This is a genomic window from Tessaracoccus lapidicaptus (assembly GCF_001693815.1).
GTDB lineage: Bacteria > Actinomycetota > Actinomycetes > Propionibacteriales > Propionibacteriaceae > Arachnia > Arachnia lapidicapta.
This window is the reverse complement of record NZ_MBQD01000010.1, coordinates 1-13258: the sequence shown is the minus strand read 5'-3', so window position 1 is coordinate 13258 and position 13258 is coordinate 1. Positions and strand designations below refer to the sequence as shown.

The window sequence follows — 13258 nt, the reverse complement described above, 5'->3', positions numbered from 1 at the left end:
TTCTCAGAAGCCGAACGCCGTGAAGCCCTCCCTGGATGGCTGCATGCCTACAATCACCACAGGCCCCACTCAGCCTGCGAGAACAAGCCACCCATCACCCGCTTGACCAACGTCCCAGGTCAGTACATCTAGTACAGGCGCTGGGGAGACGCCTGCTCTAACTCACGACGCTCGCGCTATAGCGCAGGCGTCGGTACGCAAGGCAGGCGCCCCGGACACGGCGCAGGCGTCGGCACGCAAGGCAGGCGCGAGGTACCTAGAGCGGAGTAGCGTCGGAGGCGAGCGCCGAAAGGGGCACGCCATGCGCGAAACCCACCTCCGACAAGGCCGGCAGACGGTCAAGCTGGGACTGATCAAGGCCATCCACGACCTGTTCCCGGGCGAGCGGCTGAAGACGTCCTATTCGATCCTCGAGGGCGTGTTCTGCGGCCTCGTCGGCTCGGCGTTGTCGACCCGGGAGGTGAAGCAGATCGGCGCCCGGCTCAAGCGGTGGGCAGCCGACCCGGCAAGCAGGATCACACTCCTGGGCCGCGACGGCGGCTACCACGTCTACGACGTCGACGATCTCACCGCGCGCGTCGTCTACCCCGCCCTGGAGAACCCGCGCGAGGTCGAACCCTTCGAGGTGATCCCCTTCGCCGACGGCTTCATCGTCGACTTCGGCGACATCGACAAGGGCGACGGCGCCCCCCTGATCCCGCCCACGCTCCTGTCGGCGGCCTACGCGGAGACGCAGGCGTGGCTGGACCGGGTCGACGTCGAGGTGGTGGCCGACGTCAACGCCTACATCCGCGACGGGCGCGCCCTCAAGCTGGTGGGCATCGCCGAGGCGCTGCAGGAGAAGCGGCTGGCCGACATCGCCGACACCATCCTGGCCGAACGGCGGGCCCTGCGCGTGCTGGCGATCGCCGGCCCGTCGTCGTCGGGAAAGACCACGACGACGCACCGCCTCGCGACGCAGCTCGAGGTCAACGGCCTGAAGCCAGTGGCGTTGTCGCTGGACGACTACTTCGTCGACCGGGCCCACACCCCCCGCGACGACGACGGCCGCTACGACTTCGAGAGCCCCGACGCCCTCGACCTCCCCCTCCTGACCAGCGACCTCGCCCGGCTGGTGGCCGGGGAGACCGTGCGGACGCCCCACTTCGACTTCGTCACGGGGTCGCGGCTGCCCGCGACGACGCCGCTCAGCGTCGGCCCCGACGAGATCCTGCTCATCGAGGGCATCCACGCCCTCAATCCGCGGCTGACGGGCAGCATCAGCCGCACCGCGGTGTTCAAGGTCTACGTCAGCGCGCTGGGCGGGCTGAACATCGACCTGATGAACCGTGTGCCGACGACGGAGGTGCGGCTGCTGCGTCGCATCATCCGCGACCACCGCTACCGCGGCATCACGCCGGAGACGACGCTGGGTCAGTGGGACAGCGTGCGCCGCGGCGAGTACGAGCACATCTTCGTGTTCCAGGAGGACGCGGATGTGATGGTCAACTCCAGCATGATGTACGAGCTCAACGTGCTGCGGCCGTACGCCGAAGAGGCCCTGGCGACCATCCCCGACGACAGCCCGCACGTCGATACGAGGGACCGGCTGCTCAATCTGTTGGGCTTCTTCGACCCGCTGCCCGCCGATCGGGTCCCGTTCAACTCGATCCTGCGGGAGTTCATCGGCGGCAGTCTGTACGTCGATCCGTAAGGAGCGACGGCGTCCGTGGGGAGCCGCGACCCTTCGAGACGCTGTGCCGCCTGCCGGCGGCACAGCTCCTCAGGGAACGGTGAAGAACAGCGCCACCACCCTTCGAGACGCTGTGCCGCCTTGCGGCGGCACACCTCCTCAGGGAACGGGGACGGCGGCACAGCTCCTCAGGGAACGGTGAGGGGCGGCGCCACAACCCTTCGAGACGCTGCGCCGCCTGCCGGCGGCACAGCTCCTCAGGGAACGAGAGAGTTCAGCGGATGCCCTGGAACGCGAACCGGAACACCAGCTCCTGACCCTCCGGCAGGCGGTACTCGGGGTGGGTCATCGACCCCCACGAGTCGTCCCCGCCCACACCGCGACGCATCAGCGCCGGCCGCAGCACCGTCTTCTGGATCGGCGGCAGATCCACCGGGTGCGCCGCGTTCTCCACCTCCCACGGCGTCCACGGCAGAGCCGAGAACTCCATGGGCTCGTCGACGTACTCGAACCGCAGCCCCGCGCCGTGGGCGTCGGTCACCGTCGCCCACCGGACTCCCGTGTGGTTGCCCGCCTCCTGCGGCCGGATGTACGGCGTCAGCTGCTCCGCGACATCGCCCGACCACACGCCCAGACGCGCACCGGCACGCCGGTCGACGTAGCTCTCCTCCGGCCCCTCGCCGTACCAGGTCAGGTGCTGGTAGTCGGCGCCCGTGGTGAGCAGCAGCCCGAACTCCGGCATGTCCGGCAGCCCGTCACCGGGACGCACGGTCATCGTGACCTCGATACGGCCGTCGCCGTCGACGAGGTACACCACGTCGCACTCGCCGGACGGCTGGCTGGGCAGCTCGTAGGTGTAGCGCACCTCGACGGCGTCACCGATCACCCGCGCGGACGGACCGGCCTCCGCCGCCTCCGAGTAGCGGCTGGCCAGCAGCCACTGCCCGTCGCGGAACGGCATGTTCCATCCACGCTCGTTGGAGGTGGGCGCGTGCCAGAAGTTGGGCTTGGGGATGCCGCCCAGCAGTTCGCGGCCTCCGTCGGAGCTCAGCCCGTAGCGGTAGGACACGAGCCCGCCGTACAGTTTCGAGAACAGGGCGGTGAAGTGCCGGCCCCGGACACCGAAGTTGTGGATGCCGTCGATGAGCTCGGGCGCGCGGGCCGGGGAGCGCGGCGCCGTCGAGCCCGCGATCGTGAACACGGCCTGCTCCCACGCCACCTCATGCCCGGCCGCGCCCCACAGGGTGGGCCGCCGCAGCTGGAAGGACACCTCGACGGTGTACTCGCCGGCCGCGTCCGGCAGGTCGACCGGCAGCGGGTAGTTGCCGGTGTCGCCCGGCTCCACCTCGGTGTCGACGGTGCCCCGCGCCACGACGCGACCCTCGCGGGCCAGCGTCACCACGCACCGGTAGGCCGACGTGTCGGTGAACAGGAACCGGTTCTCGACCTCGAACGAGTCGCCGGAGATCTCGATCCGCAGCCCCTGGTAGAGCTTCTTGACCTCCTGCAGCTTCGGGCTGGGGCTGTGGTCGGCGAAGAAGATGCCGTTGCCGCTGAACTCCGCGTCGTGCGGGGCCTCGCCGCAGTCGCCGCCGTAGCCGAAGTACTCCCGCCCATGGCGGTCCTTCAGCGCGATGGCCTGGTCCGAGAAGTCCCAGATGAACGCGCCCTGGAACAGCGGCTCGCGGTAGGCGAGGTCGATGTACTTGTCGACGGCGCCGAACGAGTTGCCCATCGTGTGCGCGTACTCGCACAGGATGTAGGGCTTCTCGCGGTTCGAAGCGAGGAACTCCTCGATGCCGGCCGCCGGGGTGTACATGGTGCTGACGACGTCGGTCGTCTCCGGGAACCGCGGATCCCAGTGGACGCCCTCGTAGTGCACCGGGCGCGTGTCCAAGGACCGGAAGTGATCCGCGACGTCGCGCAGGTTGGTGCCGCCGAAGCTCTCGTTGCCGCACGACCACATGACGATGGACGCGTGGTTCTTGTCGCGCTCGAGCATGTTGGACGCCCGGTCGAGGAGGATGTCGCGCCACTCGGGGAGGTTGCCCGGGACAGCGCCCTCGAGGGGTACGCGGCCGACGACCACGGCGTGCCACATGCCGTGGGCCTCGAGGTTCATCTCGTCGATGACGTACAGCCCGTATTCGTCGGTCAGTTCGTAGAGGAACGAGTTGTTCGGGTAGTGGCTGGTGCGCACGGCGTTGATGTTGTGCGCCTTCATGGCCCTGAGGTCGGCCTCGGTCTGCTCGCGCGTCATGACGCGGCCCTGCAGCCCGAACTCGTGGCGGTTGACGCCGTTGAACACGACGCGGCGGCCGTTGATCTTCAGGACGCCGTCCTCGATGCCGAACCGGCGGATGCCCACGCGCTGCGGGATGACCTCGACGACCGCGCCGGAGGCGTCGAGCACCTCGAGGGTCAGGTCATAGAGGTGCGGGTCCTCGGCGCTCCAGAGCCGAGGCTCGTCGACGGCGACGCTGAGCACGCCGTCGTCCCCGGCCGTCAGCTCCCCGACCCCGCCGAGCGTGGCCCGGACGGAGCCCTCGCCCTGCAGCGCGACCGCGAGCCGCACCGTCGCCGATGCCAGGTCGTCGGCCACCTCGGTGGTGGTGCGCAGGTCCTCGGCGTGCACGCGGGGGCGGCGGTAGAGCATGACGTCGCGGAAGATGCCCGAGAACCGGTAGAAGTCCTGGTCCTCGATCCACGCGGCGCCGCTCCACTTGATCACCTGAGCCGCGAGCTTGTTCTCCCCGTCGACCAGATGGTCAGTGATGTCGAACTCCGACGGCGTGAACGCGTCACCGCCGTAGCCGACGTAGGCGCCGTTCAGCCACACCGCGATCGTCGACTCGGCCCCCTTGAAGGAGATGCTGACGCGCTCGCCGTCGGCCGGCGGGGTGTCGAGCGTGAAGTGGGTGACGTAGCTGCCCACCGGGTTGTACTTCTGCGGGATCTGGCCGGGCCAGATGTCCTCGTAGCCGTCCCAGGGGTGCTGGACGTTGGCGTACTGGGGGCGGTCGTAGCCCTGCAGCTGGATGTGGCCGGGGACGCGGATGTCGTCCCAGGCGTCCGTGTCGTAGTCGAGGGCTTCGAAGCCCTCCGGCGCCAGCGACGGGTTCTTGGCGTGGTGGAACTTCCAGGTGCCGTTGAGGCACTGCTCGAAGCTGCTGGTGCCGAACGACGCCTCGTGGGCGTCGGCGAACCAGCGGTGGTCCGAGTGCGCCGGGAGGCGGTTCTCGGCGAAGAAGGTCGGGTCGGCGATGCGGGTGCGGTCGAAAGTCATTTGATGGCTCCTGTGATGCCCTCGGCGAAGGCGCGCTGCAGCACGAGGAAAAGCACCATCGTGGGCAGGGACGCCAGGAGAACCGCGAGCATGAGTACTCCGTAGTCGGTGACGTAGCCGGCGCGCAGGTTGGAGATGAGCATCGGCATGGTCTGGTAACTGTTGTTGACGAGGATCACCTTGGGCCACAGGAAGTTGTTCCATGCGGTCATGAAGGTGATGACGGCCGCGGCCGCCAGGGTCGACCGCATCGTCGGCAGGAAGATGCGGAAGAAGATGCTGAGCTCGCCCAGTCCGTCGAGGCGGGCGGCCTCGACGATCTCGTGCGGGAAGCTGCGGGCGGACTGCCGGAACAGCAGCACGAGGAACGGGGTCGCGACGGCCGGCAGGATGACGGCGACCGACGAGTTGACCAGCCCGAAGTCCGCGAACATCTGGAACAGCGGGATCATGGTCGCGGCGAACGGGATCATCATCGCCAGCAGCAGGAACGCCATGAGGCGGTCCTTGCCGCGGGAGTGGAAGACCTCGAAGCCGTAGCCGGCGATGGAACACACGATGAGCGCCAGCACGGTGGTGCCGACCGCGTTGAGCGACGAGTACCACATGGCGGAGGCGACGTCCTGTTGCGCGACGAGCTTGGAGAAGTTCTCGAACAGCGCGGTGCCCGGCAGCAGCCGAGAGTTCAGGACGTCCCGGCTGGTGTTCGTGGCCGACACCACCATGAAGTACAGCGGGAAGACCGAGGCGAGCGCGGTCAGCGACAGGAAGATGTAGCCCGGCAGCTTGCGGGCCTGCGTCTTAGTCACGCTTGTCTCCGATCTTCATCTGGACCGCGGCCAGTACGGCGACCATGATCAGGATCACGTAGGACAATGCGGCGCCGTAGCCGAAATTGGGGTTCCGCTGGAACGACACCTCGAAGAGGTAGTGCGACATGGTCATCGACGTGTACGCCGGACCGCCCTGGGTGAGGTTCCACGACTCGTCGAACAGCTGGATGGTCCCGTTGGTCGACATGATCGCGGTGAGCAGGATCATGGGCTTGAGCTGCGGGATCGTCACGTACCAGAACGTGGCGAACGAGCCCGCGCCGTCGATCTTGGCCGCCTCGAGCGACGAGTAGTCGATGTTCTGCAGCGCCGCGAGGTAGAACACCATGTTGTAGCCGGTCCAGCGCCACAGCAGGCCGAGGATGATGACGAAGCGGGCGGTGTCGGTCTGGCCCAGCCAGTTGATGGGCGAGTCGACGAGGTTCAGCCACAGGAGCACGTCGTTGACGAAGCCGTCGTTGGCGAACATCGTGCGGAACACCAGGGAGTAGCTGACCAGGGAGACCGCGGCGGGCAGGAAGATGGCGGTGCGCCACAGGCCCTTGAAGCGCAGGTTCTTGTCGTTGAGCAGGTTCGCCAGCACGAGCGCGGTGACGAGCATGATCGGGACCTGGATCGCCAGGTAGATGAACGTGTTGCCGACGGTGAGCTTGAAGATCTCGTCGCTGAACAGCCGCTCGTAGTTGAACCACAGCGGGTCGGCGAAGTTCAGGCGGGTCCCGCGTCCGGTCTTCAACGACAGGATGAGGGCCTGGAACATCGGGTAGAAGTTCATCCAGAGGATGAGGGCGGCTGCCGGGACGAGGAAGATCCATCCGGTCAGGTTGCGGCGCTGCTCAAGTCCGAAGCGCCGACGGCGGGAGGCGGGCGTCGGGTCCGCCGCGTCGGGGGCGGTCCTGGGGACCGTCGCGAATCGTTGTTCTGCCATGTGAGGAATCCACCTTCTCGCGCGGGTGGGGGCCGGTTGTCCGGCCCCCACCACGGGGAACTAACGAAGGATCACTGCATCGCGAACTCGACGTTGTCCTGCGCCTCCTGCAGCGCAGTCTCGACGTCGGTTCCGCCCAGGATCTTGGTGACAGCGGCGCTCACGGCGTCGCGGCCCTCGTAGTAGTAGACGCCGGTGTTGTTGCTCGGCACCTCGGCGGCGAACTCCAGCACCTGGCTGAAGACCGGCTCGCCTCCGAAGAAGTCCTGCGGCTCGCCGTAGACGTCGCTCTCACCGGCCGGCAGCCAGTTGGCCAGGGCGCCCGACGACGGGAGGATGGTGTCGTAGAACTCGGTCGACCCGGCGAACGTGCTGGCCAGGAAGTCGGCGGCCAGTTCCTTGTCGGCGTTGGAGCTGATGGCCCACGACGACCCGCCGTTGGCGGAGTAGTGGGTGGCGCCGTCGACGTCGTCGAGCTTGGGCAGGTTGGTGATGCCCCACTTGCCTGCCTGGTCCTCTGCGGACTGGATGGAGCCCATGATCCACACGCCCTGCATGACGCCGGCGACGTTGGAGTTCACGAAGGTCCCGATGAACTCGTCCCACGAGTTGACCTCGACGAAGACACCCGACTCCACGAGCTGCTGATAGGTCTCGATCGACTTGATCAGCGCCTCGTTGCCGACGATGGTCGGGTTGCCCTCGTCGTCAAACAGGCTTGCGCCGGCCGACTGCAGCATCATCATGATGAGATCCGCCGATCCCGCCATGCCCGAGGCGAGGGGCTTCCCCGTCTTGGCAAGGACGTCCTCGCCCTTCTCGATGAACTCGCTCCAGGTGATGTCGGTGAAGTCGTCGACGGTGTAGCCGGCCTCCTCGAGTACATCGGTGCGCAGGGCGCTGATGGCGGTGCCGTTGTCGAACGGAAGTCCGTAGTTGACGCCGTCGACGGTGGAGTAGGCGACGACACCCTCGGGGAACTCGCCGAAGTCGACGTCGGAGTCCGAGAAGTCGCTGAAGAGGTCCGGGTAGTTGATGACGTTCTTCTGGAACGCGTTGTTCTGCATGAGGAAGATGTCGGGGAGTTCACCGAACTCCTGCGACTGCGCCAGCGTGGTCAGCTTGGTCTGCAGGTCGTCCCAGGGGGTCTCGATGACCTCGACCTCGACGTCGGGGTTGTCCTGCTGGTAGATCTTCGCCGCCTCGTTGATGGCGTAGATGTTGAAGGCCGGGTCCCAGGCCCAGACCGTCAGCTTGCCGTCGCCGGTGTCTCCGCCGTCGGATCCGTTCGAGCCGTTGTCACCGCCGCAGGCGGTGAGCGAGAGCGGCACCACCACTGCAAGGGCGGCGATCTTCTTCCACGTCGTCATGAGTACTTCCTTAGTCTCGTGTGGCCTGCGCCGAGGCGATGGGTCGGCGCTCCCCAAGGGCGTCCTCGCCCCACATCCTGGATGATGTTTACGTAAACGTAGCACGACCCCCCGCGGGTTGACCAGCGAGTCACATAACGGTCCGGTAACAGTTGTTCTCGCTGAATTCCGCCTGGGTTCGCGTCGTGATGACGTCAACATCAATGAGGGGCTACAGTGTCGCCATGGGCACCGTCTCGGGTCGAGGACGACGAAAGACCGGCCCGTCCATCGAGGACGTGGCCCGGCTTGCGGGCGTGTCCGCGCAGACGGTGTCGCGGGTGTCGACGGGTGCGGAGGCGGTGCGGCCCGAGACCAAGGCCCGCGTGCTCGAAGCCATGGCGCAGCTCGGCTACTCGCCCAACCGCGCCGCGCGCGCCCTGCGCAACGGCTCGTTCGGCACCATCGGCCTGCTCGCGCACCGGTACGAGCGGACCGGCGAGGTGCTCACGACGGGCGGCGTCGTCAAGGCGGCCGACGACGAGGGCTACACCGTGACCCTGCTCAGCATCGAGTCCGAGACGGCCGACGCCGCCGACTGGGAGTCAGCCGCGCACCGGATCTCCAACCAGGCCATCGACGGGCTCGTGATCATCCGCGCCGAGGAGGCCACGCCCGAGACCCTGACGCTGCCGGCCGGCATGCCCGTGGCGGTGTCGGATTCGCGGCTGGTCGGCCACTATCCCGCGGTGATGGGGGACCAGCTGCAGGGCAGCCGCGACGCCACCCGGCACCTATTGAAGCTCGGGCACCGGACGGTGCACCACCTCGCGGGCCCCACTGACTCCGAACCGGCACTGATGCGCAGGGGCGCGTGGCAGCGGGCGCTGGAGGCGGCCGGCGTGCGCGCCCCCGAGGCGTGGATCGGGGACTGGACGCCGCGCTCGGGCTACGAGATCGGCAAGCGGATCGCCGAGGATCCGGATGTGACGGCGGTGTTCGCGGCCAACGACGAGATGGCGTTCGGCCTGATCCGGGCGCTGCACGAGGCCGGGCGCGGTGTGCCGGGCGACGTGTCCGTCGTCGGGTTCGACGCCATCGCGCTGAGTGAGTACTCGTATCCACCCTTGACGACGGTGCGGCACGATTTTCAGCGGATCGGGCAGGAGCTGGTGAAGCTGGTCCTGGCGCAGATCCGCTCGCGCGGGGTGAGCGCCGCGCGTCACGACCGCGTCGTCGTCCCGACCGAGCTCATCGTCCGCGGCACGACCGCCCCGCCGCCCGCCGCCTGACCCGCCGCCACCCCAATCTGCACGACACGCCGTCGAACTCCACCCCCGACCCTCTGACGCGGGTCGATGTGCGAGTTGGCGGTAGGTTCATGTCGACGACAGGGGACCCATGACCACTCAGACACCACGCGAGGCCCGCCTCGCCGTGCTCATCGACGCCGACAACGCCCGCGCGCAGCACATCGATCAGCTGCTGGTCGAGGTCGCCAAGTACGGCCGCGCCTCGGTGCGGCGCGCCTACGGCGACTGGACCTCGACGCAGCTGACGTCGTGGAAGACCGAACTGCTGCAGCACTCCATCCAGCCGATCCAGCAGTTCAGCTACACCAGCGGCAAGAACGCGACGGACAGCTCGCTCATCATCGACGCCATGGACCTGCTCCACGCCGGCAACCTCGACGGCTTCTGCCTCGTCTCCAGCGACAGCGACTTCACCCGCCTCGCCGCCCGCATCCGCGAGGACGGCAAGGTCGTCTACGGATTCGGCGAGCGCAAGACGCCCAAGCCGTTCGTCGCCGCGTGCGACACCTTCATCTACGTGGAGAACCTCACCGCAGCCTCGACGACGAAGCCCGCGACGGTGGAGCAGCGCACGCTCGTCAGCGACGCCTTCCTGGACAAGCTGCTCGCCGAGGCCGTCGATGCGGCCGCCGGCGACGACAACTGGGCCAACCTCGGCGCCGTCGGCAGCAACCTCTCCCGCCTGGCGTCGGACTTCGACTCCCGCACCTGGGGGTTCGCGAAGCTCAAGGATCTCTTCGCCGCGCACCCCGACTATGTCGTGCAGAAGAAGCCCAACGGGGTGCTCGTCCAGCCGAAGTAGTGCCGACGGCGGGCGCCCGGCTCAGGCTGCGCGGCCCTCGTCCCACCAGTCGAGCACGCGGGTCGCGAGGAACGTGAGCCACGGCGACGGGTCGCCGACCGGCACGTCGACGTCGAACCACACCTGCCCGCGGTAGCGCCGGCCCTGCAACCATCGCCCGTCCGGCTGCCGCGCGGCGCGCACGATCTCGACGGCGTCCGCCGCCCGCGGATCCGGGGCCACGCCGTCGTACAGCGACGCGGCCCGGAGATGGTCCAGGACGTTGAGCGCGGTGTACACCCAGCGCAGCGGGTACGCCAGGTACTCCACCCACTCCCCCACGCGTTCGCCCGTGCTCGCCCGGTAGAGAAGGCGACGCTCGAGCAGATACTCCTGGGCGCGCTGCCTGCTGGCGCGCAGGGCGTCGTGGCCGCCGGTCCACTGCTCGTACCAGAGGATGCCCTTGATTGAGTTGAGCGTCGAGTGGAACGACGACCGCGTCGAGCCCTCCACCCACTCGCAGTTCCAGCCGCCGTCGTCGAGTTGGTGCTCGGGGAACCAGTCGACGAGGCCGCCGACGTCCGCGCCGAGCCACGCCCCGTTGGCGAGGGTGAACGCGTTGATGCAGCAGTCGACCTCACCGCCCCAGTAGGGCAGGTCGTCGTACTCCCACCGGCTGGAGGCGGCCAGCTTGGCGGCGGTGCCGGTCAGCGCGGCGGGGTCGAGTCCCCACTCGCGCAGGGTGTTGAGGGTCCAGGTGGTGGCGGTATAGGGCTGGCCCTGGTCGTCGTCGGGGCGGTTGAGCGCCCGGGGGTCCGCGCGGCCGGGGAAGTAGGCGCCGCCGGCCCACTGCCCGTCGTCGTCCTGGAGCGCGAGGAGCCGCGCGGCCATCTCCGTCGTGGCCATCTCGGCGCGGGTCTGCTGCCAGACGTGCTCCGGCGCGTCGAGGAGGTCGCGCTGCACCTGCCAGCGCAGGGCCGGGTCGGTGTCGAGCAGCCAGTCGGTGATCGCGCGAGGGTGCTGCATGGGGTGAGCGTAGGCCGGGATCGGCAGGAATGACAGGGTCCGAGCCGCCTCGGCGCCTCCTGCGCGCACGAGGGGCCAGTTCGACGGCGTGTCGTGCTGGTGGGCGCGGCGTGGGGCGGGCGGCGCGCTGATCAGGGGCTGGACAAGAATGGGGGCATGAAGCTCTTCACCCAGACCGTCGGCCACGACGCACCCCTCACCTGCTACGTCCAGGAGCCCAGCGCCGAGCTCGCCACCGCCGCCACCCGCCCCGCCGTCCTCGTCCTCCCCGGGGGCGGCTATTTCATGACCTCGGACCGTGAGGCGGAGCCGGTCGCGCTCGCCTACCTCGCCGCCGGGTTCAACGCGTTCGTGCTGCGCTACGCGGTGGGCGCCGAGTCCCCCTTCGAGAAGTCGTTCGACGACGCCAAGGCCGCCCTCGCCTGGATCCGGGCGAACGCCGCCGACCTGCACATCGACCCGACGAAGGTCGCGGCCGTCGGGTTCTCCGCCGGCGGGCACCTCGCCTCGAGTCTCGCGACCGCCGCCGAGGACAAGCCCGACGCGCTGGTGGCCGGATACCCGGTCACCCTCGAGGAGTTCGGGCCGCCGGTGGGCAAGGAACTCATCGATGTGCCCAGCCACGTGAGCGCCGCCACGCCGCCGACGTTCCTGTTCAGCACCAGCGACGACACCGTCGTCCCGATCCGCAACTCCATCGCCTTCCTCGCCGCGCTGGCCGAACACGAGGTGCCGTTCGAGTCGCACATCTATCTCCTGGGCCCGCACGGCCTCAGCCTGTCCACCAACGCGACGGCGAACGGCCGCGCCGAGATGGCCGAAGCGTCGGTGCGGCCGTGGCTGGCCGATTCGGTGCGGTTCCTCCAGACCGTGTTCGGCGACTTCTCCGTCGACGGCGAGGCCGAGACGTACCAGACGCTGGTGAACCGTCGCCGGTTGGGCGTCGACATGCCGCTCGGCCGGTTGATGGCCGACGAGCGCGCGGCCGACGTCGTGCGCCGGCACGCCCCGGAGCTGGCCGCCGCCGTCGGAGCCGACGCGTTCGCCGGCGTCGTGTCGATCCGCCAGGCCGTCAGCTACCAGCCGGGCGCGATGTCGGACGAGGCGCTGGCCGCACTCGACGCGGAGCTCACCGCCCTGCGCTGACCTCGACCAGGCGCATACTGGCACTCAAGGGCCCCAGACGGGGTCGAGGAGGAGCGATGACCGAGTTCCGCTTGAGTACCCTCGATGCGCAGCAGGCGGCGGCGGTCCGCCGGAACGTGCCGATGGGCGAACTCACGACCGCGTTCGACACGGGCTTCAGTGAGGTGATGCGGGCCGTCGCCGAGCAGGGCGGCACCGTCACCGGGCCGCCGTTCGGCTACTACCACTCCATGCCGGGCGAGACGGTGGACGTGTCGATCGGATTCCCCGTCTCGACCGTGGTCCGGGCCGGTGACGTGCAGCCGTTCGAGCTTCCGGGCGGGGAGGCGGTCGTCGGCACGCACGTGGGTCCGTACGACGACCTGGAGCGCACCTACGGCGAGCTGATGACGTGGGTCAAGCTGGAGGGGCTGACCCTGGCCGAGGGCATGTGGGAGCAGTATGTGAGCGATCCCGCGGCCGAGCCCGACCCGGCGACGTGGAAGACGTTGATCGTCTGGCCGCTGGCCTGAGCCTTCGGTGAGGGCCGCCGCGGCAGGGCGTGCGGCCCGGTTACGATGGCCGACCATGGAGCCCGACATCCCAGCCAGCACCGTGTACGTCCCCGCCAGCCAGCGGGTGGACGACGTCGACCGCTGTCGCGCGCTCCTCAGCGAGGTGGGCGCCGCACTCTGGATCACGGGGGGCGACGGGGCGCCGTCGGCGACGTTGCTGCCCACGGTGTGGGAGGGCGAACGGCTCATCGCACACGCCTCGGCCCACAACCCGCAGTTCGACCTGGCCGACGGCGAGCGCGTTGTCAACGCCGGACGAAAACTGACCCCCTGTTGCCGATCGAAAATTGACCCCTCTCATGGTTGTTGTTGGTTCTACTTGGTTGGTTGGCGACGGTGGCCGCGGGTGCGGTAGGAGTCGCCGTCGAGC

At 68.7% G+C, this 13258-nt stretch carries 12 protein-coding genes; 7 read left to right on the top strand and 5 right to left on the bottom strand.

Translation table 11 applies throughout. The features are described from left to right. A partial coding sequence (locus BCR15_RS14290) for an integrase core domain-containing protein (RefSeq protein ID WP_141680023.1) occupies nucleotides 1–132 on the top strand: 132 nt, incomplete at its 5' end. Between the two features lie 169 nt (nucleotides 133–301). Further along, nucleotides 302–1693, top strand: a complete 1392-nt coding sequence (locus BCR15_RS03300; protein ID WP_068750422.1) for a nucleoside kinase — start codon at nucleotides 302–304, stop codon at nucleotides 1691–1693. Between the two features lie 253 nt (nucleotides 1694–1946). Here BCR15_RS03300 and lacZ read toward each other — a convergent pair whose 3' ends face one another. The 4 genes from lacZ to BCR15_RS03280 form a co-directional block, all read right to left on the bottom strand. Then, nucleotides 1947–4958, bottom strand: a complete 3012-nt coding sequence (lacZ, locus tag BCR15_RS03295; protein WP_068750420.1) for a beta-galactosidase, LacZ type — start codon at nucleotides 4956–4958, stop codon at nucleotides 1947–1949. Continuing rightward, nucleotides 4955–5767, bottom strand: a complete 813-nt coding sequence (locus tag BCR15_RS03290) for a carbohydrate ABC transporter permease (RefSeq protein WP_068750418.1) — start codon at nucleotides 5765–5767, stop codon at nucleotides 4955–4957. The genes lacZ and BCR15_RS03290 overlap by 4 nt, the downstream gene beginning before the upstream one ends. Further along, the gene (locus tag BCR15_RS03285) at nucleotides 5760–6719 is read right to left on the bottom strand and encodes a carbohydrate ABC transporter permease (RefSeq protein WP_078919853.1); all 960 of its coding nucleotides are present in this window, start codon (nucleotides 6717–6719) and stop codon (nucleotides 5760–5762) included. The genes BCR15_RS03290 and BCR15_RS03285 overlap by 8 nt, the downstream gene beginning before the upstream one ends. A 71-nt stretch (nucleotides 6720–6790) precedes the next feature. Next, nucleotides 6791–8089: an ABC transporter substrate-binding protein gene (locus BCR15_RS03280; protein ID WP_068750416.1), complete on the bottom strand. Its 1299-nt coding sequence runs from the start codon at nucleotides 8087–8089 to the stop codon at nucleotides 6791–6793. Nucleotides 8090–8313: 224 nt separating this feature from the next. Between BCR15_RS03280 and BCR15_RS03275 the strand changes: the two genes are divergently transcribed. Continuing rightward, entirely contained in the window at nucleotides 8314–9360 is a 1047-nt protein-coding gene (locus tag BCR15_RS03275) for a LacI family DNA-binding transcriptional regulator (protein ID WP_068750414.1), read from the top strand. Nucleotides 9361–9469: 109 nt separating this feature from the next. After that, complete coding sequence (locus BCR15_RS03270; RefSeq protein WP_068750412.1) at nucleotides 9470–10183, top strand: NYN domain-containing protein; 714 nt, start codon at nucleotides 9470–9472, stop codon at nucleotides 10181–10183. A 21-nt stretch (nucleotides 10184–10204) separates the two neighbouring features. On the opposite strand, the gene BCR15_RS03265 is transcribed toward BCR15_RS03270, so the two are convergent. After that, the gene (locus BCR15_RS03265) at nucleotides 10205–11188 is read right to left on the bottom strand and encodes a squalene cyclase (RefSeq protein WP_068750410.1); all 984 of its coding nucleotides are present in this window, start codon (nucleotides 11186–11188) and stop codon (nucleotides 10205–10207) included. 156 nt (nucleotides 11189–11344) lie between these two features. On the opposite strand from BCR15_RS03265, the gene BCR15_RS03260 reads away from it, so the two are divergent. Genes BCR15_RS03260 through BCR15_RS03250 form a run of 3 tightly spaced genes read left to right on the top strand, consistent with a single transcriptional unit; the run spans nucleotide 11345 to nucleotide 13243 of the window. Continuing rightward, nucleotides 11345–12334 (top strand): alpha/beta hydrolase, encoded by a 990-nt coding sequence (locus tag BCR15_RS03260; protein WP_068750408.1) that lies wholly within the window; start codon nucleotides 11345–11347, stop codon nucleotides 12332–12334. 56 nt (nucleotides 12335–12390) lie between these two features. Then, nucleotides 12391–12846 (top strand): GyrI-like domain-containing protein, encoded by a 456-nt coding sequence (locus tag BCR15_RS03255; RefSeq protein ID WP_068750406.1) that lies wholly within the window; start codon nucleotides 12391–12393, stop codon nucleotides 12844–12846. Between the two features lie 55 nt (nucleotides 12847–12901). After that, nucleotides 12902–13243: an FMN-binding negative transcriptional regulator gene (locus BCR15_RS03250; protein ID WP_068750404.1), complete on the top strand. Its 342-nt coding sequence runs from the start codon at nucleotides 12902–12904 to the stop codon at nucleotides 13241–13243. Nucleotides 13244–13258 lie beyond the last annotated feature (15 nt).

Excerpts from the sequence above, each read along its gene's own strand:
- BCR15_RS03300 (WP_068750422.1), top strand. The coding sequence starts at position 302 with ATGCGCGAAACCCACCTCCGACAAGGCCGGCAGACGGTCAAGCTGGGA.
- lacZ (WP_068750420.1), bottom strand. The coding sequence starts at position 4,958 with ATGACTTTCGACCGCACCCGCATCGCCGACCCGACCTTCTTCGCCGAG.
- BCR15_RS03285 (WP_078919853.1), bottom strand. The coding sequence starts at position 6,719 with ATGGCAGAACAACGATTCGCGACGGTCCCCAGGACCGCCCCCGACGCG.
- BCR15_RS03280 (WP_068750416.1), bottom strand. The coding sequence starts at position 8,089 with ATGACGACGTGGAAGAAGATCGCCGCCCTTGCAGTGGTGGTGCCGCTC.
- BCR15_RS03275 (WP_068750414.1), top strand. The coding sequence starts at position 8,314 with ATGGGCACCGTCTCGGGTCGAGGACGACGAAAGACCGGCCCGTCCATC.
- BCR15_RS03270 (WP_068750412.1), top strand. The coding sequence starts at position 9,470 with ATGACCACTCAGACACCACGCGAGGCCCGCCTCGCCGTGCTCATCGAC.
- BCR15_RS03265 (WP_068750410.1), bottom strand. The coding sequence starts at position 11,188 with ATGCAGCACCCTCGCGCGATCACCGACTGGCTGCTCGACACCGACCCG.
- BCR15_RS03260 (WP_068750408.1), top strand. The coding sequence starts at position 11,345 with ATGAAGCTCTTCACCCAGACCGTCGGCCACGACGCACCCCTCACCTGC.
- BCR15_RS03255 (WP_068750406.1), top strand. The coding sequence starts at position 12,391 with ATGACCGAGTTCCGCTTGAGTACCCTCGATGCGCAGCAGGCGGCGGCG.
- BCR15_RS03250 (WP_068750404.1), top strand. The coding sequence starts at position 12,902 with ATGGAGCCCGACATCCCAGCCAGCACCGTGTACGTCCCCGCCAGCCAG.